Raw genomic sequence first — 23,408 nt, 5'->3', positions numbered from 1 at the left:
GTTGGGATCAAGACAGCCGTCCTCGACGACGGCACAGGGAAAGGCGCTCAGCGCCCGACGAAGGCTCCGCACCTGGGTCTGCGGCATCGGTGAATGCGCGATAATCCACGGCGAGTGCGGAATTCATGCACCTCAGCATCGGCACACCCCACCGAATGGGGAACTGCACTAGCGCCGCACCGCACTGCAACATCACTGCACTTCCGCAGTAGCCCACTGCCGCACGACGGTGGATGGGTGGAAAACTGGGCGGCATGACAGAACTCAACGGCGTCCCGGTCACCGCCGACGATCTCGCGTCGCTGGCGCTGGTCGGCTACGGACACTTCACCTCGATGCGGGTCGAGCAAGGCGGCGCGGTACGCGGCCTGAACCTGCACATGGACCGCCTCCGCCGCGACTGTCAAACCGTCTTCGCCGCCGACCTGGACACCGAGCGTGTCCGCGAATACGTCCGCCACGCCATCCGCGGTGCCGCCGCGCCTCTGGTCGTGCGGGTGACCATCTACGATCCGGCGCTCACCCTCGCCCGGCCCGGCGACGCGGCCGAACCGCACGTGCTGATCACCATGCGGTCCGCGCCGTCCGCGACCGCTGGCCCGCTGCGTCTGCAACCGGTCGTGTATTCGCGAGATCTGCCGCGGGTCAAACACGTCGGACTCTTCGGTGCCCTGCACCAGCGCGCACTGGCCCAGCGCGCCGGATTCGACGACGTCGTGTTCACCGAGCCGGACGGCACGATCACCGAGATCGGCACCAGCAACATCGCTTTCGTCCGCCGCGACGGCCAGTTGGTGTGGCCGCACGCCGAAGTGCTCGTCGGCACCACCATGCGACTGCTCAACCAGGTCCGTGACGAAGAAGTCCTCACCGAGCACGTCACCCTCACCCAGCTCCCCGACTACGCCGGAGCCGTAGCGACCAACGCCGCGACCGGGGTCCGGCCGGTGATCAGCATCGACGAGCACCACTGGCCCGAACACGAAGTGGTCGAGAAGCTGCGCGCTCAGTACGAATCCATTCCGCCACAGCGGATCTAGTCTCACCCCGCGCCAGGAGGCCACTAGGCTGATACGCCACCGCAAGGAGAAGGGGTAGACGCGGAAATGATCAGCCTGGTGAAGCCCTGGACCGGCGCCGAAGTGACGGCGCTGCGCCGCGCGCTGCGCATGTCGTTGCTCGACTTCGCCGCCTACCTGGGAGTCAGCCCACGCGGCGTGTCCCTCTGGGAGGCCAAGGGCGCCGAGATCGAGCCGCGCCCGGTCAACCAAGCCGCCCTCGACACCTCGCTCAAACGACTCAGCGCCGACGAACTCGCCCGCTTCGTCCAGTTGGTACCGGCCGAGGCCATCACCGAAGCCCCCGAGGACGAAGACCTCGTCCAGCCCGACCGCGCCCGACATCCCGTCGACGGACGATGGATGACCCGCATCCCCGACAGCGTCTACCTGTCCGGACCACTCGACCAACCCGTATGGCTGCCCGACTACTGGATCGACACCTACCCGGTCACCAACGGCGACTACGCCCTGTTCGTCGGCGCCATCGGCCACCCACCGCCGCAACACTGGACCGGCCGCCACCCACCCCCGGAGATCAACAATCACCCCGTCGTGTGGGTCACCCACGACGACGCCAGCGCCTACGCACGCTGGGCCGGAAAACGCCTCCCCACCGCCCATGAATGGGAAAAAGCCGCACGCGGCACCCGCGGCGCGACCTGGCCGTGGGGCGACCAAGCCACCCCAGCGAAATGCAACTGCAAACGCGACCGCACCATCGGCACCACCACCCCCGTCGACCGCTACAAATCCGGCGTCAGCCCCTACGGCGTCTACGACCTCGCGGGCAACGTCTGGGAATGGCTGTCCACCGAAACCGCCCTCGGCCGATACGAACTCAAAGGCTCGAGCTTCCACTCCCTGCTCGAAGCCGCCGCAGCCGCGGCCTTCAACGACGCCGACCGGCTCATGCTCGACGACGACACCGGATTCCGTTGTGCCACAACTAACCTTGATGCCACACCGACGACAGGAATTTGATCGCGACTGGACAGAGTGTCCACACATCGGACATCGCCAGTCCGCGACATCTGCACACGTGCGAAACTGCACGGCGACCACAGTTTCAACGGCCGATGAAAAAGGCTCAAATCCCGCAGATTGAAGAATTCCGGGAACTCTGGTGTGCCGAATCGGCTTCGACAAACTGTCCATCAGAGCCTCCTACCTCGGTCGATTCGGTCGCGAATCGACGAAATCCCCCTGCGTAATCAGTCCGAGTAACTATTCGGCTCGTCGCTTCAGATCAGTCTGCGCGGCGCTCTAGTCTTGGTGTAGACCTTCGATGCGGACACAAATCTGTCCGCATCGGGCACCGAATCCAAGGGACCAATGGATGCCACAGCAGATGCGTGAGTTGATCGTTGAAACACCGCACCAGGTGTTCGGGGCGGAACTACGGCACTGGCGGCTCCTGCGCGGACTCTCACAGACGGCCCTCGGCGCACTGACCACCGATAGCGGTTCCCTCATCGGCAAAATCGAGAAGGCTCAGCGGATTTGCCACCTAGAGCTCGCGCAGCGCTTAGACACGGCACTGAACACCCAAGGCGCACTCGAGCGGATGTGGCGGCGCATAGAACAAGCCGCTACCAACCCCAGCATCGACACCACGGCCGATGCTGAGGCAGTACTACCGGGCAACCCATGGGCAGCATTGCCGTTGCCCGAGCTCCTGCGGGACTGGGAAGCCGGCGACACCCCAGAAGTTCCTCGTGGCGCGAGTAGAAGGCGCGTCGGACAAGCCGACATCGACATCATGTGGTCGATGTGCAACACCCTGACCACCGCCGATCGCCATCTCGGTGGCGGCTACGCGCGCGACGCCCTGACACAATTCCTGACCAGCACTGTCACGCCCGCACTGCACGGAACCTACGACGCGACGATCGCCACCGAGTTGCACACCGTCAGTGCACGTCTCGCTGACCTGGCCGGGTTCATGTCCTTCGACACCTCCCGGCACACATCTGCACGAGCGTGGTTCCGCACCGCCCTCGCGTTGGCCAAGTCTGCTGACAACCTCGCGCTCGGAGCGCATATATTCAGCGACATGGCCATGCAGGCGCACCACACCGGCCACCCAGCCGACGCGGTCACCCTTGCCGAGACAGCTGTGGGAACAGCCCGCCAATCCGGCTCACCATCGACCATCGCTCGCAGCAGCGCTCTGCTGGCGCGGGCACACGCCCTTGCCGGCGACCGCGGCCCAGCCGTCCAGGCACTCGTGGCCGCCGAACGCCAACTCGACCGCGCTCGGCCCAACGACGAGCCCCCCTGGATTCGATTCTTCACCCACGAACAGCTCGCCGCCGAGGCGATGTACGTCGCTAGCGACAGCGGCCAATTCGAGCTGGTACAACACCACGCACCCCTCGTCTTGGCGTCCACTGGCGAGATGGAACGCCGCTACGTCCTCGCCTCGTCAACCCTTGCTGGCTCCCACATGGCCCATCCACGTCAAGCCGACGTCGACCAAGCCGCGCAGATCCTTATCGAGGCATTGCCCGCAGCCAGCACTGTCGTGAGCAGTCGCGGACTCGACGCGATCAATACCGTCCGCCGTCAGCTCGCCGCGCACTCCGAACGAGAGCTGGTTCGACAGGTCGAGCACGACTTCGCCGAGGCTATGGCGCCGACCGGACAATGACCACAACTGCCAGTCTCCATTCGAGCCTTTACACAGCCTGCACAGCACACGGGCTGAGCACAGCCGGAGCACGGCTCATCCATCACTCCAGCAACGCTGTATTCGTCCTGCCGGAGCACAACGCGGTCGCCCGAATTTCCACCGGTGCCGCAGACCTTCCGCGGGCCCAGCGAACCAGAGCCCTCACCCTGTCACTCGCCGACGCCGGCTTCGGCACCACTACGCCCCTTCCGCACGCAACCCCGATCATCGTCGACGGCCACGACGTCAGCTTCTGGGTCTACTATCCGCAGCCCACAGGACAACCGTCGCCGACTTCCCGCGAGCTCGGAACACTGCTCCGCACACTTCATTCCACGGCAGTGCCAACCCACGTCGAACTCCCACAGTGGGTTCCGCTCGAATCTCTGCACTCCGCACTCACCGATCCGAACACTGAGACCGACCACCTCGGTGTGGACGAACGGCATCGGTTGCTCGACATGGTGTACGCCGTTCGCCAAGACATCACCGATCTCGAATGGCCCCTCGGCGACGGTCTGCTGCACGGTGACGCCTGGGCGGGCAATCTACTCTGGCACGACACCGGTTCCGCAGTCCGTCCCATCCTCGGGGATTGGGATTGGGCCAGCATCGGCCCGCTCGAGGTAGACCTGATCCCGACCTGGCACGCCGCGATACGCTTCGGACGAGATCAGGAATGGGTCGAGAATTTCATCGACGAGTACGGCTACGACCTGCGCGACGACTCCCGTGGATTCCAGGTGCTCCGCCGAATGCGGGATCTGGTCCAAGTAAGCGGCCCGCTCCGCCGCGCAGGCACCTCTCCGGATCATGCGGCGCGTCTGCGACAGCGAGTCGAAGGCATCCTGTCCGGAGACGAACACGGCCCATGGAGCCAGTACACCTGACTCGTACCGCGGCCAGCTGCCGCATGCGATGCAGTCGCTCGCTCGATGCCGATCCCTGGATCTGATCAGGGTGTCGTGACTCGGGCAGCCCGATGGAATTGCCAGGCGTCGCTGATGATGGTGGTCAGGTCGGGGTGTTGGGGTTCCCATCCGAGTTGGTGGTGGGCTTTGGTGCTGGAGGCGATGCAGATGGCGGGGTCGCCGGGGCGTCTGTCTCGGGTGTGGACGGGGAAGTCGGTGCCGGTGATTTCACGGACGGTGTCGAGGACTTGGCGGTTGGTGAAGCCGTTGCCGTTGCCGAGGTTGTAGATCTCGTGGCGGCCGGGCCGGGTGGCTTCCAGGGCGAGCAGGTGGGCGGTGGCGAGGTCGGCGACGTGGATGTAATCGCGGACGCAGGTGCCGTCGCTGGTGGGATAGTCGTCGCCGTAGAGGGTGAATTCAGGGCGGTCTCCGCTGGCGGCTTGCAGCAGGATGGGGATCAGGTGTGATTCGGGGTCGTGGCGTTCGCCGAGGTGGGTTCCGTCGGGGGTGAGGACGGCGCCGGAGGCGTTGAAGTAGCGCAGGCATGTGGCGCCGAGGGTGGTGGCGCCGCATTCTCCGGCGATGAGTTGGTCGACGGTGGCTTTGGTGGCGGCGTAGGGGTTGTTGGGGCGGACTTCGGCGGTTTCGTCGAAGGCGGTGGTGCCGTCGCCGGTGTACATGCTGCCGGTGGAGGAGAAGATCAGTCGCGGGGTTGCGGCGGTGCGGATGGCGCGCAGCAGCGCGAGGCTGCCTTCGATGTTGTTGGCCCAGTATTTCTCGGGGTCGCGGACCGATTCGGCGACTTCGATACTGGCCGCGAAGTGCAGGACTCCGTCGAAACCGGCGGTGGGGGTGAGGATGTCGGCGACGTCGTGGACGCGCATGTGGTGGAAGGTCGCGGCGGCGGGCAGGGTGTCGGCGTGGCCGGTGGACAGGTCGTCGATGATCTCGACGTCGTGTCCGGCGGCGAGGAGTTGGTGGGTGACGACCGATCCGATGTAGCCGGCGCCGCCGGTGACGAGCAGCTTCACAGGCGTGGATTGCCTTTCCGGGCAGTGTTATTCGATGATGGCGGTAGCGACGATATATCCCTTGGGATCGCGCCAGACGCGGCCGGGGTGGCTGGCGAACCAGTCGCGGATTTCGGTGGTGACCGCGTCGAGGATCTCGGCGCGGTGCGGGCTCGCGGTGTCGATGCCGCAGAAGGAGAACAGGGCCTCGGCGAACCGGATCAGCGGTGGCGCGTTGTCGAAGACCAGCGCGTTGTCGAAGACCTGGATCTGGGGTTCGCCGATGGTCGTTTTCATCAGGTCGGGCAGCGTCGTGGAGTCGACTCCGTTGGTCATGTGCTCGGCTGGTCGCAGGCCGTAGGGCCGGGCGCAGTCGGTGATCAGTTCCCGGGTGCATGCCGCGGTCGCGTGATGATTGACAGTGACGCTCACCCGTCCCCCTGGCCGGGTGACGCGCGCGAATTCGCGCAGGGCCGCAGCGGGGTCGGGGACGTGGTAGAGCATGTGCCGGGCGGTGGTGCGGTCGAACTCGTCGTCGGCGAACAGCAGTGCGGCGGCTTCGGCGAGCACGGCCTCGACCCCCGGCACGACGGCGGTGGCGGTGACCATCGCGGGGGAATTGTCCACCCCGACCAACCGGCCACGGTGCCCGGACCGGGCGAGGTGGGCCAGGAAGCGGCCGTCGCCGCACCCGATATCGGCAAGGTCTTCACCGCCGGTCAGCTCGAGGGCGTCCAAGACGTGGGTGATGGGGTCGTCGGGGTGTTCGCTGTGGCGGGCGTGGGTGTCGATGCGGACCTGTAGCGGGCTGGTGTCGGCGTATTCGGAGGCCAGGGTGGGGCCGGGGTTGCTCATGAGTGGTGCTCCTCGGCGGTGCTGTCGGGGTGATGGAGTTCTCCGGCGGCGGCGACCAGGACCGGGGTATCGAGCAGGTCCAGATCGCGGGTGGGGTCGCCGGGGACCGCGAGCAGGTCGGCGACCATTCCGGCGGCGAGACTACCGGTGCGGTGCCCGATCCCGAGCGCGTAGGCGTTGCGGCGGGTCGCCATGTCGATGGTCTCGCCCGGGGTGAGCCCGAGGTCGGTGTAGGCGGCCAGGGAGCTCGGGTAGCAGCCGTGCGGTGTGTGCGGGATGCCGGAGTCGGTGCCCGGGATCAGCTGGACTCCGGCGTCGAGCATCGTCTGAAGTTGGTGGCGGCGCACCGGCCACGGCAACCGCCCGGAGGCGGCGCGCGCGAGGTGGTTGATGCTGGGACACACCGGGATCCGCCGGTCGGCGATCTCGGCGATCAGGCCGTGGTCGAGGTCGAAGCCCTCGGCGCTCATCCAGGTGCAGTGCTCGAGGGAGTCCACTCCGGCGCGCACCGCCGCGGCGATACCGACCGTGGCGTGGGCATGCGCGGCCACCGGCAGCCCATGCTCGGCGGCGGTGGCGACGATGGCGGCGAGCTGGGCGTCGGTGAACTGCGCCGTGTACGGGGAGGCGCCTGCGCTGGTGGTGAATCCGCCGGTCACCATGACCTTGATCCAGCGCGCGCCGCGCGCGGCGTTGGCGGCGATCACGCGTTCGATGTCGGCGGTGGTAGTGACCGCGCCGCCGAACGCGGCGCAGTGCCCGCCCGGCACGGTCAACGGGATTCCCGCCGCGAGCACCCGTGGCCACGGCAAGCCGGACGCGGCGGGCGAGGTGAGGTCGAGGTGGCCAGGCGCACCGAGGTCACGCACCGTCGTCACGCCCGCGCGCACCAACTGCCGGGCAGCGGCGATGGCCCTGTCCTCCGCCGACGGCGCGGCGGCCTGGCCGGTGGGCGGGGTCTCGGCCGGGGCCGTGGCCTCGAAGGCGAGGTGGACGTGGGCGTCGACGAGTCCGGGGAGCAGGGTGGCGTCGGGGAGCGGGATCTGCTCGATCTCGGGGTGTCGCCAGTCCGACGGCAGGTGGTCGGTGGGTCCGACCCAGGCGATGTGGGCGCCGTCGACTACGACCGATCCGGACCGCAGTGCTGCCCCGCTTCCGGTGAGGACTTGGTCGGCGTGCAGGACACGCACGCTCATCGCGGCGGATCCGTCGGTGTGTGGCGGTCGGGATCGGCGAAGACTTCGATCACCCGCGTCCCCGCCGCGACGACCGCGGAATGGGGGATCTGGTCGTCGAGGCCGAAGTGCTGCCCGGCCGTGAAGGTTCGGGTGGTGGTGTCGGTGGTCAGGTCCACCTGCCCCGTGAGCACGACACCGATCTGGGGCCCGTGGGCGTGGGTCGGCACCCGCGCCTCGACGGGAAACGACCACAGCACCACCTGGCCATGCGGGCCGGCGATCAGGTACCCGCGCCCACCCGAGGCGCCGGTCGCGATCTGGGGCAGTGCTTGTATCCAGTCGGGCCAGTCATCCATGATCGCCTTCTCCCCGCGGCGCCGGGCCGCGATAGTTCTCGACCGGGGCACCGAAGTTGTGTGCTCCCAGCCAGTGGTAGTAGTCGCGGCGAATGCCTTGAAGGTGAAGGCGCACCACGGTATTCGGGTGCTCGATCCCGTGCGCGAAGTCCATCGGCGACAGCCGGGTCAGTGCCTGGTGTGACGGATGGGCGGTGAGGAGGGTGTCGCGGTCGATCGCCGCGGCGGTTAGATGCAGTCCGGCGGCGGCCGGGCGGCGTAGCGCGGGCGGGCCGTAGATGAGGATCGTGGCGGCCAGGACCGCGCGCTGGAATCCGTCCAGCACGTGCATCGCGGCCGGTGGGTGGTGCAGGGCCTCGATCAGTTCGTGTTCTCCGGTCGCGACACCGAACACCCGGCACGCCGCGGCGAGCACGAGCTGGTAGACCTCGGTAGCGGTGATCGGGAGGGGAGTGGTGTGTTCGCGTGCGGTGACGAGCGCCGTGGTTCGGTCGCGGTCGACGAGCCCCGCGAGCGCCGGGTCGTCGGGGAGCGTGCTGTATCGCTGGGGTCCGGGTCGATCACGGGTGCTCAGCGCGCGCAGCGCTTCCAGGGCGGTCTTGGTGTGCCATGGTGTCGCCGCGGGAGCGCTGTCGGGACAGTAGATGCGCGCGAGTTCGTGGACGAGTCCTTCCAGCCCTTCACGCCGCCCGATCCGCGGCAGCGCCACCCCGGCCGCAGCGCGGCCCGCGAGCGGCGCGAACGCGGCGTGGGCCAGGTCGGCGCCGAAGCGGCCCGCCACCCGCGACAGGTTCTCGCGGGCGACGGTGAACACGGTGGACTCGACATCGGGACGCTGTTCCCGCAACGCCGACAGGAACTTCTCCACCCAGAGCGCGTCGCGGTCGGGGTCGTCGACGACCGCGACGAGATCCACATCCGAACTCAGCCCGAACTCGTCCCCGCGCCGACGGATCGCGGGCTCGCCCCTGGCCAATGACCCGGACACGCAGACCGTCGCGGCGTCACCGAGATGGGTGCGCGCGCATTCGCGCACCGTCGCCATGTACTCGTGCAGGTCCGCGTTGACCTGCGCGCGGGCCGCTGCGGGGATGGTCGCGGTGTGCGTGAACCAGTCGTCGTATGCGCTCACCCGGTGGCCTCGTATGCCTGGATAATCGCCGACATCTCCTGGCCTCCGAGTCCGGCCGCGATGGCGGCCTCGAATCGTCGCGTGGCCGCGGCGATCAGCGGTGCCGCCGCTGGGTCGGTGGTGTCGAGGGTGTAGCGCAGGTCCTTGGCGATCACCGCCAGGGAGCAGTCGCGCAACTGGTGCTGGCCGGTGATCATCGCCGTGCCGTAGCCGCTGGCCACCGGCGCGGCCCAGCCGTGACGCGACCACACCCGCACCAGTGCGGCGGTGTCGAGTCCCAGTGATCGTGCGGTGGCGAGGGTTTCGGCGAGACCGGTGAGGATGACCGCGGCCACGGCGTTGTTGAGCAGTTTGACCGTGGCGGCCTGCCCGGCGCTGTCGAAGGCCAGGACTTCGGCGGTGATCACGCGCAGGATCGGATCCGCCGCCGCGCGGTCGGCGCGCGAACCCGCGGTGAAGGCAATCAATCCGGCGTTCTCGACTCCGGCACGGCTGCCGGTCACCGCCGCGTAGACCGGCCGTGCCCCCGCTCGCTTCGCGGTCTCACTCCACTGGTCGGCGTATCCGACCGAGAGAGTGGAACTTTCGATCACCACCGCACCTTCGGCGACGGCGAGCGCACCGTCGCGTCCCGCCCAGACGCTACGGCTGGCGTCGTCGTCGTGGACGAACGACCACACGACCGATGCCCCGTCGGCGGCCTGTGCCGGGCTGGCGCACACGCATCCCGGTCCTGTGATCGCGCTGGTGGTGCGGTTGTAGCGACGCAGCGCGACATCACGTTCGTGTAGGACGTGGGCGACCGTGTTGGCCATGATCCCGGCACCCAGCAGCGCCACCGTGGAGTTCTCGGTCATCACGCTGCTCGCTTGCCGTAGAGCATCCATACCATCGTGGGCGCGAATTCGGCGCGGACCTCGAGTTGGTGGTAGCGGGCCACGACATCGACCGAGGCGATACACGCCTGGACCTGCCCGCGCGCGGCGGCGTGGGCGGCCAGCGGTTTCGCCTCGACCATCACCTGCCGTGCGGCGGGGGCGTAGCGGCGGGCGAAGAACCGGGTGGCCGCATGGGTGGCCACCGTGGCGATCACCGCGTCGTGGCCCAGGTCGGCGCGGACCGCCAGGCACATCGGTTTGGTCGGGCTCTGCCAGCAGGCCAGCAACTCGAGCACACCGGTGTGGGTGAAGTGCTGATCGACCCAGGAGTCACGCACACGCCCGGCCTCGTCGAAGGCCAGATATCCGGCCGCGATCAGCGCGCGCACCTGCCCGTCGCGCGCGGCGGCGGCCATCGCGTCGGCGAACGAGGCCACCAACCGGACATCGCCGCTGTGACAACCGGCCTCGGCGTGGGCGTCGGTCCCTTCCGGCCCCAACGTCACGATCGGCACGCCCGGCTCGAGCTCGGCGACGGCGGGCTCGGCGACGGTGATCGCCTGATTCGGGCAGCACGCCGCCGCGTCAGCCGCCGTCGCGGGGTCGATGCCGCCCGCGCAGGTCGCCAGGTCGCCGACCAGGCGCAGTCGCGGGGAGATCGACAGGCACACTCCGGTCCCGGTGCAGCGGGCGGGATCGATGAGCAGTCTCACGTCCATGCCACGTCCAACCGCTGAAGCGAACGCACGACCCGGCCCGCCCGCCATCGACCGCGATCGCCGGGGTCGGCCAGCCGCAGACCGGGCATCCTCGTGGTGAGGGTGTGCAGGGCGATCCGTGCTTGCAGCCGGGCCAGTCCCGCGCCCACGCAGTAGTGGGCGCCGTGCCCGAAGGCCAGATGCGCCAGCTTCGTCCCGCGCCCCAGGTCCAGGGTGTCGGGATCGGTGAAGACCTGCGGGTCACGTCCGGCCGCGTGCATCGCGGGGATCACCGCGTCCCCGGCGCGCACCAGCACCGGACCCAGTCGTGTGTCCTCGGTCGCGACCCGGGTGAACCCACCGCCGACACCGACCGGCACGAACCGCAGCAGTTCTTCCACGCCCGCCTCGATCGAGGCGGGCGCGTCCACCAACTGCCGGTAGTGGCGGGGCTCGCGCAGCAGCGTGAACAACGCACTCGACAAGAACACCGTCGGCGAACCACGACCCCCGATCAGGCACGCGATCACCAGATTCACCACCTCGTCATCGAGTTCGGTATCGGCCTCCACCAACGACATCAACCCCTGCGGGCTGTGCGCCGCGAGCGCGCGCACCAGCTGTTCGCACTCCGCACGAGCCAGGGCCAACGATTGCGGGGTCGCCTCCCGCGCGGTCAGCGCGTCCCCGAGGCTGAACACCTCGTCACGGAAACCGGTAGGGACACCGAATATCTCGCACACCACCGCCGCCGCGAACGGCTCGACGAAACCGGCCACGACATCGGCGGGCTCTCCGTCCCCGACCAGCCCGTCCACCAGCCGATGTGCCAGGTCCGTGATCGCTGGTTCCATGGCCGCGACGCGCGCCGGCGCGAACAGCGGGGCGATCCGTCGCCGCAGCGCGGTGTGGCGGGGCGCGTCGGTGGCCAGAATTGCTGCCGCGGGCAGGATCTCGGTCGACAACCGGGCCACGTGCGGCCGGTTCGCCTGCTCCCGCGAGAAGCGCGGATCGGCCAGCACTTGCCGCGCCAGCGCGTGGTCGGTGACCAGCCATCCCCGCGCGCCGCTGGGCAGCACCACCGAGCTCACCGGACCGCCCTCGCGATAGTCCGGTTCGAGGTCCACTGTGTGGGTCTGTCCGAACGGATAGCCCCGTGGACACACCGACATCGCCATATCAGACGTCATGACAGACGCTCCTTCGTTCATGGTGTTGTGACCGAAAGCGGTACACCTCAACGTGATTCGTCCGAGGTTCCGCCTTGCGGTTCCCTGCGGATCGTGTATTCCAGCTTGCTCGCAGGCCCCTCTGGTGTTCCAGTGCCGACGGCGACCACGAAGTCGTACACTCCCGGGCGACGACGGCGATACGGTTCCGCTACGAAACTCGCACGGTTGCAATACGGTTGGACCCGGAAGCGAGGGGGTCACGTGCGCGCCGAGTGGACCAGCCGGGAAGTCAAAGCCTTGCGTGAGGCGGCGTTACGGCTCACCCAGAAACAGTTCGCGGCCTGCCTGAACTACTCGGTGCACACCATCCGCAAATGGGAGAACATCGCCACCCCGGCCGTGCGCGGCGCCAGCGCCACCGCACTCGACGACGCCCTGCAACACCTCGATGAGCACCAGCGGGCACGTTTCGACTCCGCACTCGACACCGGATCCCTCTTCTCCCACTTCGATCCGCCGCCAACCCATATCGTGGAGACGAACCAGGGTGTGGCCGTGGATCCGGGTAGCGTTTCCCAGCGACACCCCTCACCCGATGTGGGAGATGACCCCGTGCAGCGACAACAATTCCTGCAACTGATGACCGGCGCCTTCGCTGCCCTCGCCGCCAGCACACCCGCACCCGCCGCGGCGACCAGCCGCCGTCTCGGTGTCGGCGACGTCGAGCGGATCCGCAAACGCGCCCGCGCCCTGGCACGCCAGGACCATGCCTTCGGCGGAGAACTGTCGGCCCGTGACGCCCTGGCCGTCCTCACCCGCACCACCGACACCGTCCACGCGCGATTCCCCAGCGACGGCGTCCGCCGCGACTACCTGCGCGCGCTGGCCGAACTCGCCGACACCACCGCCGGGGTCGCCTTCGACGCCGGACTCCACACCCCCGCCCACCACGCCTTCGCCTGGGCCGTGCAATGCGCCAACGCCGCAGGAGACCTCGAACTACACACCAAAGCGCTCACCGGGCTGGCCAACCTCGCCGTGCACCGCAACCGCCCCGACGACGCCCTCACCTACGCCGAAATGGCCCTCGTCCGCGCCGACCTGCTCCCCACACGACTGCGCGCGATCGCCCACACACGCCACGCCCGCGCCCTCGGCGCCCTCGGCGCCCACCGCGGCCACGACTGCCTCACCGCCGTCCACCACGCCGAGGACACCTTCACCGTCGACGACGGACGCACACCCGACTGGATCGCCTACTACACCCCCGCACACCTGCACCGCGACAACGGCCGCGCACTGCTCTACCTGTCCACCCACGGAGCAGGCGACTTCCAACACGCACACACCCGCCTCAACGACGCGCTCGCCCAATTCCCCGCCGGATACTCCCGCGGCAAAGCCCTCGCCGCCGCCAACCTCGCCACCCTCGTCATGGCACGCGACGACCCCCACCACGCCGTCACACTCGGCCAGCACGCACTTCAAGCCCTCGACGACATTCACTCCGACCGCGTCAACCACGCACTCGGACAACTACACGACGCATGCCTCCGCCACCCCGACATTGACGATGTTCAAGCACTTCGCCACCAACTCGATGCCGCCCTATCGACCGCAGTGTGAGAACCCCGACTGATCACTGTTCGCGGCGATGCCGAAGCGTGGCGCAGCGGCGTTTTCGTCAGTCGAAGAGGCATACGCCGGGGACACGGCGACCTGGCTCTTGTTCGGGCGATACCACCTCGACTACGACTTCCTTGAGGTCGTCCACAAGCTTCTGCCAATCCGTCCCGGCGGCCATGTCGACCATAGTGGCACGGCCACCGAAAAATCGCGTCAGACCGAGAAAGGTAATCGCGACCGGCGGCGCAGAAGTGGGCGTTCTTCCTACACGACTTCCACCAATTCGGCCAGGTCCACGCAGTCGAGCAGGTTGGCAGCGATCTTGCAGGCTTCCGCCCCCAGCAGCTCGGTGGACACCGATTTCACAAGGATCTCCAAACAGACCTCGCGCTCGTATTCCTCGTCGAACGCACGCACCTGCACCCCGACCGCGACACGGGGCTCGTGTATGCCGGCGACGACCATCGCCTGGAAGAGGCCACGATGCACGCGCTCGTCGTCAGGATCGTCCGGATCGGGGTCGTTGTGCTCCAGACACCACGGCGGGCATTCCCCCTCCGCGGACGTCAGCCGCAGGTCTGCGGCGTCCATCAGCATCTGCACAATCCGCCGAGCTTCACCGGCGGTCAACGCTACGCCGACTCCGTGGGGATCCACCAATTCAATGAAACACCGACGTGATTCGCCCTGATCGCGAGCGACCACTCGAATCGAGATACGACGGACCACACCGATAACTACCACTTCGGCAATGTCCAGTACCAATTCCGGTCCATAATGGACGAAGCCCGCGCTGGGATGGTTCGTATCCCGCGCCCGGTGCGATTCACACCAGGGCGGGCACGAAAGATCAACGGTCACAACGACTCCCATACTTAAAGCCGACAGACACCCGTCCCGCGCCCGACAGAGCCAACTGTAACGCTCCGACATAGCGACTGACTAGGCGGGCGCGACATCCGGACGCTTACGCCGACAGGTATCGAGACAGATCCGCTCCGCACTGAGCATTCAGGACACGAGGTAAGCCTGGGGCATAGATCCGCGACGGCGCCGCTGGCCCGAATGTGTGACACAACACACGCACTGCCTTACCCGTCCTCGCAGGTCCGCGATTGTCAGCCTGTCCCCGGATCATCGGACGGCAGGCATACAGCCTCTTCCGAACACCACTGCTGCACTCGGAGCCGCCCTTGTCGATTTCCGGTCGTGACTACACACGACACCAGCGCGATCCAGCCGCCGGTCGATGTGCGCGCCCAGGCGTGCAGGTGACCTGGCACCGGACCCGCCAGAGACAAACCTCCGTTGCGCACACGTAGCGATACACTTCCGACGAACCGCTTCGGAGCCATGACCAGCTGACCGAGATCGATGATCACCCGACGCGGCGGATCGACTACATGGTACGAGGGCGGATCAAACCGGTCGGTCCATTCCTCGAACATGCGTTCGAGGATAGTCACGAGTCGCACCGCAGGCAACATTCTGCGAACTTCCGGCCGAGCAGCACACGGCTTTATCCGGAAGCTGACAGCGAGCTAGGCCGGCCATCTATCGTGGACGTGATCTGTCACCCTTGCCGCAGGAGATTTGATGAACCGCCCTTCCGCAGTGGCCTTTTGTCTTTTTAGCCTGGTAATGGCTGTTATTTGTTTCTATGTGCAGGACAGTCCAATGGTGAAGGACAATGTCGCCGCCTCTATCCTATTGGGGGTCGTCTCGGGACTATTTGCCACCTCGCTCGGTTCGGTATGGAAGGCGTTTCAGCCTCGAGCTGGCGCCAACGCAGGTACCCCTGCCGCCCGCACCCCAGCAAGTCCAGCAAGGCCCCCATTTCGAGAGGCGGCACGCGTCGGCAGAGGTGAGAGCGGGAAGCAGAGTGCACTCACGACGCATCTGGCGTGCTTCATGTGCGGCCTGTTATCGCTGGTAACACTCGGAGTGTCTTTCAGTTTCGTTACCCAACGATACGATCTCGGCACCGGATTAATTTTGGCCGCTCACATATTCGCCGGTGTTATGGCATTTATCTCAGCGATCGCAGCAATAGTTTTCTTCTGCTTCTCCGCACCAGAGCCTTTCGGTGGCCTTCTCGGTATTTGTGCCTTTTTTGCAGTTCTCGCAGTCCTGATTGTTGTACACGACCATCGGTGGTATCAGCGACATTGTGAAACCTCGCCAGCCCAGCAAGTCGCGGTCAGTCCGTACTGCCCGACTTCCTGACATGTCGAGGTGCAGCGAAGGCCGCAGCATCCAGCGTCAAGTGGGACCGGCCAACCGTTGGTGTTCAAGACTCGTCCTCTTCGCGTTGACGATGGGCGTATCGGTCGTCCTTGCGCTTCGACGGTATCCGTCGTGCCGCGTTCGACCTGCGCATGCCCGCCGCCGCGGCCGACCAGCATCCTGAATCACGCGCCACGTCTCATGAAAAGCTTGCGGCGAGCAGAGGCCAAGTCCGACGCGGTCACACGCTTCGTGGAGTCGCTCAAGGTCAACAGCAAGGTTGTCAATGCACTCACGGCTGTGACCACCGCCGATCTGGCCGACCCCGCCACCAACCACGCGCTTCAGAACTTCACGCCGCTCTTGGAGCCCCGCCTTCGCGTCATCGAATTCGAAACAACCGAGGACCTGGAGGACGGGGCATTCGACGAGCACGACCACTTGTCGGTGACCCTCGACAACGCCGGTCGACGAGTCCGAGACCTGCTCCAGTTACTCACGGGGAACTCCGATACCGCGTTGCTGGCACCTGGACACGCTGTGGTCCAGGCGATCTACACACGCCTGCGTGACGAGATCACCGCTCATGTGGGCACCGATGCCGATGGGGAACCGGAGGTGAGTTGGCCGACAGGGCGATCGACGCTCGAAATCACAGCGTTGCGTTACTCGATCAATGACGAGTTATTCAGCATGACCGGCACTTTCGACGTGACGTGGACGGATCTGCGGTGGCCGCACTGATGGGGAGTGACAGCGATGGGCTGGATTACTGGCAGCGGGACGCAGTCGGGCGTGGCTTGTTCACCGTGTCCTGCTGGGTCGACCACGGCACGGTCGAGTCCAATGTCGAAGGTCTCGACTGGAAGGAGGGACCCAATGTCTACTGAAATGTCTCGTGACGAGAAGCGACTCACGCTTCAGTGACGATTCGCGACGGCACCATCGTCGTGTAGTTGTGCCTGTTGCAGGAAGGAGTGGCGGTACCAGCACGCTCGTGACTTCCGGCACCGCCACGCAGTGTTCACGGTTCGGGAGTGAACCCGCTCCGGGCGAATACTCCCAGGACGGAAACGAGCACCGTGACGGCCGTCGGCCAGTCGATCAGCAGTCCGGCGACGACGGCCAGCCAGACTGCGGTGACAACTGCGATGACTGCGTGCCGCGTCTCAGGGTTCGGGGGCTCGGCCGGATCGGGGTCCTTGTGTCCGTTGGTTGGCGTTACGCTCATGGGCGCCTTCGTGTCCTCTCGTTGACTTGTGGAGCGGGCCGTTGGTTCACCGCGGCCTCTGCCTGGTGCAACAGGCAGGGGCCGCACCCATCCGCATCCGCGATGGATTGAACTCGGAGCGGTAGTCGGGCGGGTGAGAAGACTGCATCAGATCATGTCGACATTGACAAACACGCCTGTGTACAGACCTGTGGATAACTTGGGCGCAGCCGATGTCGACAGGTGCAGGAGATGTGCATAACCAGGGAAAATCGCCCCAGCAACACGCTATTCGACCAGGTCAAGTGCAGGTTGCCAGTCGACTCACATGGGAGTAATTCACCACTTCGGCGTGTCGCAAGAATTGCACCTCGGGCGTGTTGCGACTTCGCCCTGGTTGGCGGGGGAAGTCCAGCTATCAACGTGCGGATTCCCGGACGTCGGGAATATCCGCTCCCCACGCGGCGGGCCGGCGAATCGTGCCGGATACACCGCCGCGCTCACCACAGAAACGTACTACGGCCTGTCGGACATGACTGTTGCTGTGGTGTGTGGAATACGGCTACTTGCGGCGGTCTCGCCACCTCCTCGACCACTCGGTTGCGCCCACTGCCAGTACCAGAATGCCGATCGCAGCGCCCCCCGAGACGAGGAACTGCATGCCGCCGAGAAGGTAGGCCGCCAGAATCGCCACCGAGACCAGCACCACGAGCGACCACAGGCGCAGCCCGTATCCAGCGGCGAAACGAGTGGCGCGTGGTCCGGGCCGAGCTCGGACCGAGACCAACTCCGCCTCGAACTCTTCGTCCTGTCGAGGAAGACCATTGCCGTACCCGACCGCTCTCGCGGCGTCGAACTGGACCGAAACCAACTCGGCCTCGAACTCTTCGTCCTGTCGAGGAGGACCACCGACCTTCCCGATCGCTTCCGCGGCGGACAATCCGTCGCGGACAGTGTGCGTTCCGCGGAAGATGTGTGTCCTGACTGTCTCCGGAGCGATGGCCAGTAGTACCGCGATCTCGACGGCGGTCCATTCCTCCACTCGGCCGAGGTAGGTCGCGGTCTTCTGTCTCTTCGGCAGTTCCTGGATGGCTCGCAGGATCTCGGACTCCACGACTCGGGCATGGACCGGGTCCGGGTGCTCACGCCGCAGGGACAACCCTTGCCGCAGTTTCAGTTCGGAGAGGCGGTGTCTGTGCGCTTGCGACAGCGCTTTTCTCCGGGCGACGGTGAAGATCCATTTCTGCGGAGCGTCGATCCTGTGCCATGTGCGCCACGCCTCTTCGAAGGTGTCCTGCACGACCCCTTCTACGTCCAACGCCGAGTCGCTGAATTCGTTGGCGCGCGCCAGTTTCCGAACGAATCCCAGAAGTCGGGGCTGGTATTCGGCATAGAAGGCGGCAAAGTCCGTGCAACCCTGCTGCCACGCAACATCTTCAGTGCGGGAGCCCTCGGTGCCGAAGAAATCCATCCCGTCGGAGTCCGCCGGTTCCTGTTCATCCGTCATCGCGCACGCGCCGTGGTTCGCGCCGCCCGTGCCCCCGCGCGGTACGCGCGGTCGATCCACCTCGCTTTATACCTCAACCGCGTCAGGTTCCGCACACCGACGATCACCACACCGGCCACCATCAACTCCACTGTTCTCACGGACCTCAACTTCCCGGATCGTCACCGAGACTGGATGCCTCGGCTGTTCGATCAGGTAGTGGCCGCACACAGCCAATGTGTTTACACGAACTCCAAGGAATTTTCGGCCCGGAGCAACTGGCATCAAATCAGTACGCTCGCAACGGATATGAGGATCCGCAACAGCCACGGGGTGCGCCGAGCGAGCCTCTTCGACGTGGCGACGCATCCCGGTCAGGGACGATTCCGCTTCGGCGTAGATCGCGTCGCGCTCGTCCTCTGCCGTAGTGATCCGTTGCGCCGCTTCATCCTCGACATTCCCGCAGCGTCAGTCGCGGACTCCGCGATGGTGTCGGCTTCCTCGGCAGCAGCCAGCGCTAGGGCTTCGAGTTCCGTGGCGTGGTCGAGGCACCTGGCCATGTCGGCGACGACTTCCGCCGCGTCCGCCCGCGCTTTCCATGCCGCCAGTGAGGCAGGTGCTCGGTCAGGCTACAGCGGCTTGGGAATAGGGCACATCTCCTGCCACAGATCCCAGTAGTCTTCGCTGACCGGATTGTTGACCGGGGTAAGACCGGCTACGGCGCGGCCGAGCCACGGCGGTGTCGGATCGTCGAAGGTCAGCGCCGCCAGCAGTTGCGGCCCGGCGTCGACCTTCTGGGCGGCGAGGGTCGCGATCATCCATTCCAGGTCGTGGGCGCTCACCGTGGATGATTCCACCTCATTGGCTCGCAGCATTCCGTCGAAAAGGTAGGTGTCGATGGAAGGGATGCCATCGAGTGTCACCACAAGCCCGCGGATCTCTCGGTCATCGGGGATACACAGCAGTTCGGGAACCCGCTCGCGGATCACCGACGCGGTGACGTCGATCTGATCGCGCCCTTCCTGGATGCTCTCCTTGATCAGTTTCTTCAGTCCGGCGTCGTCCCCGCGGCGAGCGCTCGCGTCCGCGTGCGCGGTTTTCACTTCGACCAGGAGCACGAGGTCGTCGAAAACGACGAGATAGTCGACGGTCTTCTTCCGCTCGCTGGCGGGCCCGTAGGTGATCTCGGAGTAGACGATCGCGCCGTTCGGTTCGAGCAGCCTCAGTGTCTTGCCGACGTGCGCCTCCAGCGACGTGCCGATCGCCCCGAGATACCGGCTGCGGCTGGGTTTGTCGCTGACGAAGGCGAACATGCCCGTGAAGTACAGCCCGCGTGGTTTGATCTTGTCCATCAGGTGCGGGCTGTTCGGGACGAGGAAACCGCCGGGGCGACGGATCAACGGCGTCGCGAGCAAAGGGTTGTCGGCCCACATTTCGGTGCCTTCACGCTCGCCGTCTTTGGCTCGTCGCTGTAGTTCGGCGTCATCGGTGACGAGGTGGTCGCGGATGATCTTGTGCACCGCGTCCAGATCGGCACCAGGAAAGGCGTCGAGTGAATCGGCCAGCTCGAGGGCCTCATCGGAGATCCAGCCCCCGTCCATCGCGGCGATGGCATGCAGCACGAACACGGCCTGCATGTACACCGGCAGCGGGACGCCGAGGACACGTTCCCAGTCCTCTGCGGTCGGCAAACCGGTGATGCCGGGTTCGTGGAAGACGAACAGGCCCAGCGACCGGGTCAGGTCTTCCAGTCCGTAGGTGGTGAACGGCTGTTGCTGCGTCTGAAGTCGGTACACCATCCGCCTCATTCCCGCGCTGGCCAGCACACCGACCGCAGGAATATCCGGATGGTCCGCGTTACCGGCCAGAACGCACAGGCCGACGAGTCGACGATCGTCGACGGGCTCGTCGGCGCGGTAGATCATGCCCTCGGCCAGTGCCGTACGTGCGATCATCGAGAGGGCGAACTGGCGGACAGGGCTCCGCCGACGCGCCGTCAGCGTCGCTGGATTCATCTCGTCGAGTCCGGCGCTCACCTGAGCGACCTTCTCCAGCAGTCGATCCCGATGGTACCGACGAACGGCGTGGGAGAACTCCCGGTAGGTGACAGGCCGAGGACGCATTCCTCGATTCTTCCAGCCGCGGCGCGAGCACCGCGACCGAATATATGGCCGAGCATTCTCGGAGCGAACCACCGCGCGCAGCGCCCCCTGTCGGCCCCGGCGTCCGCTGGCACCGGAAATCCTGTACTCCGTCAAGGGCACGGCTGTCGAGTCCGACCGCGCGATCGTCGCGTCGTTTCATCGTCGCGGATCCGCCACTCGGGACTCTCCGTCGACCCCGCTCATGGAGTCGTGCGGGTCTCCGCGGGGTCGATGACGTCCGCAGTCTACGTCCCGCCGCCCTCCGCGTCCGGCCGGTCCGGCGTTGCCCGCGCGCCGATGCCCGGATCAGGGGTGCATCGCTCGATGAGATCGCTGAGCTGGTCGCGGTGTTCGCGGGCGGTGCGGCTGGCCAGGACATGGGCAGCGGTGATCGCGCGGCCGTATTCGATGTCCCGGTATTCGATCCGGCTCTGGTGTTCGGCGCGTTCGGTGTCGAGAAGTGCGCGCAGACCGGTGGTCTCGGCGATCAGGGCGCGGTTCTCGGCCGCGACGACATCACGTTCGCCTTCGGCCCGCGCTTGGGCCAGCAGCGCGGCCTCCACCTCGGCGCGTGCCTCGGCTACTTCCTCCGCCGCGTCCTGCTCGGCCCGGTCGCGTTCGCGTTCGGCGGCGGCGATCCGGTTGGCGGCGTCTCGCTCGACGGCGTTGGCTCGCAGGATCGCGTCTCTGGTTGCGGTACGGGCTTCTCGGGCGGTGGCCAGGGCGAGTCCTTCGACTTCGACTGCGCGGGAGAGTCGTTCAGCCATCATCGCGCGGGCTTGTTCGGCCTCGGCGCACGCGTGTTCGGCCTCGGCGATCCGATGGTCGGCCTGGCGGCGGATCTCGTCGACCTCGCGGTCGACAGCGGCCGGATCGGTGAGTCGGGCGAACAGATCGGCGACGTCACCGGCGACGGTGGCCAGTTCGCCGCGCAGTTCGCTGTAGCGGTCCAGCAGCCCCGCGAGCGTGTGCGCGCCTTCCGTGATCGGACGAGGCCCCGGGTGTAGGACCGCCACCTCGGCGCCGGTGGCCTCGCGCAGTACCCGCATGGCCTTCTGAGCGGTGTGATTCGTATCGTCGCAATATCGGCGGGGCGCGCCGCGCCGCCCGGGGGTCCGAGCGGGCAGCGGGGTGCCGCAGCCGGGAAACTGGCAGCGTCCCTGCGACGAAGCGGTGGCGTTCGGTGCCACGGCGTTCGACATCGGAATCCTTTCCATTCCATTCCGTTTCAATCCGCTGACACGAAATGGAATGAAACGGAATGGAATCGGTTCGTCAGGTGAAGGGGACGAGGTCAGGCGGCGAGCGCGAGCATCTCGGCCCGCACCCGGGGCAGCCGGCCGGCGATGACCGCGGCGGCGGAGCGGCTGGCGGCGCGGTCGTTGTGGCCGTACCGGCGGTCGGTGGTGGTGACCGATTCGTGGCCGGCGTCGCGGGAGACCACGAACAGCGGTACACCGTCCTGGAGCTTCCAGCTGATCCCGGTGTGGCGCAGCGTGTAGGGAGACAGCCGTTTGCCGCTCATCCGCCGGATCGCTGGACCGTAGACGGCCATCAGTTCCTCTGCCGGCAGCCCTCGCCACAGCGCCTTCTTGGTGAACAGCGTGAAGTCGCGCCGCGCCAGGCCGTCGAGGCGGCGCAACGCGGGCTGCCAGGCGTTCTTATAGAAGTGCGACGCAGTGACCGGGGTCTGTTCCCCGGTCTGGAACAGCAACGCGTTCCCCGGGCGGTCCAGGTCCAGTCGACCGAGGGTCTCGAGCGGGATGCTGAGGGTGCGGATGCCGCGGCTGGACTTCGGTTTGCCGAGTTTGAGACGGCTGCCGCCGTCCTTGTACGCCTTCGCGATGCGCACCGACCCCGTCTCGGGGTCGACATCGCGCACCAGCAACGCCGCGACCTCGCTCGGCCGGGCCATCGACACGAGCCCGAACTCGGCCTGGGGCCGCCACCGCGGCAGCAGCAGGTGCTCGAACAATTCCCACTCGTCGTTGTCGAAGATGTCGATCTCGGACTGATCGTGTCGCGGCAACCGGACTCCGGCGCAGGGGTTGAAGGGCAACAGCGGCGTCGGCCGCTGTTCGGTCGCCGCGCGCAGCGCGGCGCTGAGGAACCCGTGCTTGTTGCTGATCGTCTTGGGGGCGTTGCCTTTGTCCTGTTCGAGGAACACGATCCACGCCGCGTCGGTGTCCTGGGTGACCGCGTCCAATCGGGCTCGCTCCCCGTAGAACGGGAGGATGTCGTTGACGATGAACCGTCGATACTTGCGACGCCCGTCATCCTGGACGCCGACCATCCGATCGATGTAGCGCTCGAGCCATGTGGAGAGCAACATCACATCCGACCCGGTCTCGCGCCGGGTCTCGACGACCTTGACCGCTTCCTCGATCCCGATCCGGTCGATCAGGTCGGCCCACCACTGGGCCTCGTCGTACTCGTCGAAGGTCTCCGAGGACTGCCGACGCTTGCCGTCGACGTCGTAGAAGTAGAACGGAACCTGCCAGGCGATGGAACCATCGGCGCGCTTACGCGGCCGGGGAGTGGAAGACATGCCGAACCTCTCGGTCGTCGGGAAACACGACCTGAAAGCGGCTGATGACACCGATGATGGCACACAACCGGTGCTGATGACACCGATGATGACCGGCGGGTGGTTTCGGTGTCCCGGAACCACCCCTGACCTGGACGTTTCGTGGAGCCGCCTGGGGGAATCGAACCCCCGACCTTTTCATTACGAGTGAAGCGCTCTACCGACTGAGCTAAGGCGGCGTGCCTTTCGGCCACGCGAGTCTATCGT

At 66.5% G+C, this 23,408-nt stretch carries 23 protein-coding genes and 1 tRNA gene; 8 read left to right on the top strand and 16 right to left on the bottom strand.

Features of this window, described 5'->3' with window-relative positions; genetic code table 11:
- Positions 1 to 254 precede the first annotated feature (254 nt).
- From ON30_RS01725 to ON30_RS37050, 4 genes are all read left to right on the top strand, one after another.
- A complete protein-coding gene (locus ON30_RS01725) occupies positions 255 to 1,040 on the top strand; it encodes an aminotransferase class IV family protein (protein ID WP_040703623.1) in 786 nt (261 codons plus the stop codon).
- 66 nt (positions 1,041 to 1,106) lie between these two features.
- A complete protein-coding gene (locus tag ON30_RS01720) occupies positions 1,107 to 2,042 on the top strand; it encodes an SUMF1/EgtB/PvdO family nonheme iron enzyme (protein ID WP_204249194.1) in 936 nt (311 codons plus the stop codon).
- A gap of 355 nt (positions 2,043 to 2,397) precedes the next feature.
- A complete protein-coding gene (locus tag ON30_RS35820; RefSeq protein ID WP_051028823.1) occupies positions 2,398 to 3,711 on the top strand; it encodes a helix-turn-helix domain-containing protein in 1,314 nt (437 codons plus the stop codon).
- Positions 3,708 to 4,622 carry a phosphotransferase gene (locus ON30_RS37050; protein ID WP_063125124.1) on the top strand — a complete coding sequence of 305 codons (915 nt, stop codon included), beginning with the start codon at positions 3,708 to 3,710 and terminating at the stop codon, positions 4,620 to 4,622. Before ON30_RS35820 ends, ON30_RS37050 begins: the two co-directional genes overlap by 4 nt.
- Positions 4,623 to 4,687: 65 nt before the next feature.
- Here the strand turns inward: ON30_RS37050 and galE are convergent, their stop codons facing one another.
- From galE to ON30_RS01670, 8 genes are read right to left on the bottom strand one after another with little or no spacing between them, the layout of a single operon-like run.
- Positions 4,688 to 5,674, bottom strand: a complete 987-nt coding sequence (galE, locus tag ON30_RS01705; RefSeq protein WP_040703621.1) for a UDP-glucose 4-epimerase GalE — start codon at positions 5,672 to 5,674, stop codon at positions 4,688 to 4,690.
- A 27-nt stretch (positions 5,675 to 5,701) separates the two neighbouring features.
- Positions 5,702 to 6,508: a class I SAM-dependent methyltransferase gene (locus ON30_RS01700; protein WP_040703620.1), complete on the bottom strand. Its 807-nt coding sequence runs from the start codon at positions 6,506 to 6,508 to the stop codon at positions 5,702 to 5,704.
- Positions 6,505 to 7,704, bottom strand: a complete 1,200-nt coding sequence (locus ON30_RS01695) for an amidohydrolase family protein (RefSeq protein ID WP_040703618.1) — start codon at positions 7,702 to 7,704, stop codon at positions 6,505 to 6,507. Before ON30_RS01695 ends, ON30_RS01700 begins: the two co-directional genes overlap by 4 nt.
- Entirely contained in the window at positions 7,701 to 8,042 is a 342-nt protein-coding gene (locus tag ON30_RS01690; RefSeq protein ID WP_040703617.1) for a cupin domain-containing protein, read from the bottom strand. Before ON30_RS01690 ends, ON30_RS01695 begins: the two co-directional genes overlap by 4 nt.
- Positions 8,035 to 9,174 carry a hypothetical protein gene (locus tag ON30_RS01685; RefSeq protein ID WP_040703616.1) on the bottom strand — a complete coding sequence of 380 codons (1,140 nt, stop codon included), beginning with the start codon at positions 9,172 to 9,174 and terminating at the stop codon, positions 8,035 to 8,037. Before ON30_RS01685 ends, ON30_RS01690 begins: the two co-directional genes overlap by 8 nt.
- Positions 9,171 to 10,031 (bottom strand): NAD(P)-dependent oxidoreductase, encoded by an 861-nt coding sequence (locus ON30_RS35815; RefSeq protein ID WP_051028821.1) that lies wholly within the window; start codon positions 10,029 to 10,031, stop codon positions 9,171 to 9,173. The genes ON30_RS01685 and ON30_RS35815 overlap by 4 nt, the downstream gene beginning before the upstream one ends.
- Positions 10,031 to 10,771: a hypothetical protein gene (locus tag ON30_RS01675; protein ID WP_051028820.1), complete on the bottom strand. Its 741-nt coding sequence runs from the start codon at positions 10,769 to 10,771 to the stop codon at positions 10,031 to 10,033. Before ON30_RS01675 ends, ON30_RS35815 begins: the two co-directional genes overlap by 1 nt.
- Positions 10,762 to 11,940 carry a cytochrome P450 gene (locus ON30_RS01670; protein WP_239476962.1) on the bottom strand — a complete coding sequence of 393 codons (1,179 nt, stop codon included), beginning with the start codon at positions 11,938 to 11,940 and terminating at the stop codon, positions 10,762 to 10,764. The genes ON30_RS01675 and ON30_RS01670 overlap by 10 nt, the downstream gene beginning before the upstream one ends.
- Positions 11,941 to 12,183: 243 nt before the next feature.
- Here ON30_RS01670 and ON30_RS35810 point away from each other — a divergent pair, with 243 nt between their 5' ends.
- Complete coding sequence (locus ON30_RS35810; protein WP_051028818.1) at positions 12,184 to 13,548, top strand: helix-turn-helix domain-containing protein; 1,365 nt, start codon at positions 12,184 to 12,186, stop codon at positions 13,546 to 13,548.
- 264 nt (positions 13,549 to 13,812) lie between these two features.
- Here ON30_RS35810 and ON30_RS01655 read toward each other — a convergent pair whose 3' ends face one another.
- Complete coding sequence (locus ON30_RS01655; protein WP_156371442.1) at positions 13,813 to 14,409, bottom strand: DUF6907 domain-containing protein; 597 nt, start codon at positions 14,407 to 14,409, stop codon at positions 13,813 to 13,815.
- A 257-nt stretch (positions 14,410 to 14,666) separates the two neighbouring features.
- Positions 14,667 to 14,996: a hypothetical protein gene (locus ON30_RS37045; RefSeq protein ID WP_239476963.1), complete on the bottom strand. Its 330-nt coding sequence runs from the start codon at positions 14,994 to 14,996 to the stop codon at positions 14,667 to 14,669.
- Positions 14,997 to 15,144: 148 nt separating this feature from the next.
- On the opposite strand from ON30_RS37045, the gene ON30_RS38710 reads away from it, so the two are divergent.
- The 3 genes from ON30_RS38710 (at position 15,145) to ON30_RS38705 (ending at position 16,664) form a co-directional block, all read left to right on the top strand.
- A complete protein-coding gene (locus tag ON30_RS38710) occupies positions 15,145 to 15,774 on the top strand; it encodes a hypothetical protein (protein ID WP_156371443.1) in 630 nt (209 codons plus the stop codon).
- Positions 15,775 to 15,906: 132 nt separating this feature from the next.
- Entirely contained in the window at positions 15,907 to 16,518 is a 612-nt protein-coding gene (locus tag ON30_RS01650) for a hypothetical protein (protein ID WP_156371444.1), read from the top strand.
- Positions 16,506 to 16,664 (top strand): hypothetical protein, encoded by a 159-nt coding sequence (locus ON30_RS38705; RefSeq protein ID WP_157183575.1) that lies wholly within the window; start codon positions 16,506 to 16,508, stop codon positions 16,662 to 16,664. Before ON30_RS01650 ends, ON30_RS38705 begins: the two co-directional genes overlap by 13 nt.
- 134 nt (positions 16,665 to 16,798) lie before the next feature.
- Here ON30_RS38705 and ON30_RS38700 read toward each other — a convergent pair whose 3' ends face one another.
- From ON30_RS38700 to ON30_RS01625, 6 genes are all read right to left on the bottom strand, one after another.
- The gene (locus tag ON30_RS38700) at positions 16,799 to 17,005 is read right to left on the bottom strand and encodes a hypothetical protein (RefSeq protein WP_054816805.1); all 207 of its coding nucleotides are present in this window, start codon (positions 17,003 to 17,005) and stop codon (positions 16,799 to 16,801) included.
- A 541-nt stretch (positions 17,006 to 17,546) separates the two neighbouring features.
- A complete protein-coding gene (locus ON30_RS35805) occupies positions 17,547 to 18,491 on the bottom strand; it encodes an RNA polymerase sigma factor (protein WP_051028817.1) in 945 nt (314 codons plus the stop codon).
- A 608-nt stretch (positions 18,492 to 19,099) separates the two neighbouring features.
- Positions 19,100 to 20,506: a hypothetical protein gene (locus ON30_RS01640; RefSeq protein WP_157183574.1), complete on the bottom strand. Its 1,407-nt coding sequence runs from the start codon at positions 20,504 to 20,506 to the stop codon at positions 19,100 to 19,102.
- A gap of 353 nt (positions 20,507 to 20,859) precedes the next feature.
- Positions 20,860 to 21,816 carry a hypothetical protein gene (locus ON30_RS01635; protein WP_156371446.1) on the bottom strand — a complete coding sequence of 319 codons (957 nt, stop codon included), beginning with the start codon at positions 21,814 to 21,816 and terminating at the stop codon, positions 20,860 to 20,862.
- Between the two features lie 92 nt (positions 21,817 to 21,908).
- Positions 21,909 to 23,162: a tyrosine-type recombinase/integrase gene (locus ON30_RS01630; RefSeq protein ID WP_040703606.1), complete on the bottom strand. Its 1,254-nt coding sequence runs from the start codon at positions 23,160 to 23,162 to the stop codon at positions 21,909 to 21,911.
- Between the two features lie 142 nt (positions 23,163 to 23,304).
- Positions 23,305 to 23,380, bottom strand: a tRNA-Thr gene (locus ON30_RS01625).
- Positions 23,381 to 23,408 lie beyond the last annotated feature (28 nt).

The organism is Nocardia takedensis NBRC 100417 (genome assembly GCF_000308695.1).
GTDB lineage: Bacteria > Actinomycetota > Actinomycetes > Mycobacteriales > Mycobacteriaceae > Nocardia > Nocardia takedensis.
This window is presented reverse-complemented; position numbering and strand designations above follow the sequence as displayed.

Coding starts and splice junctions, on each gene's coding strand:
- ON30_RS01725 (WP_040703623.1), top strand. CDS start 255: ATGACAGAACTCAACGGCGTCCCGGTCACCGCCGACGATCTCGCGTCG.
- ON30_RS01720 (WP_204249194.1), top strand. CDS start 1,107: ATGATCAGCCTGGTGAAGCCCTGGACCGGCGCCGAAGTGACGGCGCTG.
- ON30_RS35820 (WP_051028823.1), top strand. CDS start 2,398: ATGCCACAGCAGATGCGTGAGTTGATCGTTGAAACACCGCACCAGGTG.
- ON30_RS37050 (WP_063125124.1), top strand. CDS start 3,708: ATGACCACAACTGCCAGTCTCCATTCGAGCCTTTACACAGCCTGCACA.
- ON30_RS01700 (WP_040703620.1), bottom strand. CDS start 6,508: ATGAGCAACCCCGGCCCCACCCTGGCCTCCGAATACGCCGACACCAGC.
- ON30_RS01695 (WP_040703618.1), bottom strand. CDS start 7,704: ATGAGCGTGCGTGTCCTGCACGCCGACCAAGTCCTCACCGGAAGCGGG.
- ON30_RS01690 (WP_040703617.1), bottom strand. CDS start 8,042: ATGGATGACTGGCCCGACTGGATACAAGCACTGCCCCAGATCGCGACC.
- ON30_RS35815 (WP_051028821.1), bottom strand. CDS start 10,031: ATGACCGAGAACTCCACGGTGGCGCTGCTGGGTGCCGGGATCATGGCC.
- ON30_RS01675 (WP_051028820.1), bottom strand. CDS start 10,771: ATGGACGTGAGACTGCTCATCGATCCCGCCCGCTGCACCGGGACCGGA.
- ON30_RS01670 (WP_239476962.1), bottom strand. CDS start 11,940: ATGACGTCTGATATGGCGATGTCGGTGTGTCCACGGGGCTATCCGTTC.
- ON30_RS37045 (WP_239476963.1), bottom strand. CDS start 14,996: ATGTTCGAGGAATGGACCGACCGGTTTGATCCGCCCTCGTACCATGTA.
- ON30_RS38710 (WP_156371443.1), top strand. CDS start 15,145: ATGAACCGCCCTTCCGCAGTGGCCTTTTGTCTTTTTAGCCTGGTAATG.
- ON30_RS38700 (WP_054816805.1), bottom strand. CDS start 17,005: ATGAGCGTAACGCCAACCAACGGACACAAGGACCCCGATCCGGCCGAG.
- ON30_RS35805 (WP_051028817.1), bottom strand. CDS start 18,491: ATGACGGATGAACAGGAACCGGCGGACTCCGACGGGATGGATTTCTTC.
- ON30_RS01635 (WP_156371446.1), bottom strand. CDS start 21,816: ATGTCGAACGCCGTGGCACCGAACGCCACCGCTTCGTCGCAGGGACGC.
- ON30_RS01630 (WP_040703606.1), bottom strand. CDS start 23,162: ATGTCTTCCACTCCCCGGCCGCGTAAGCGCGCCGATGGTTCCATCGCC.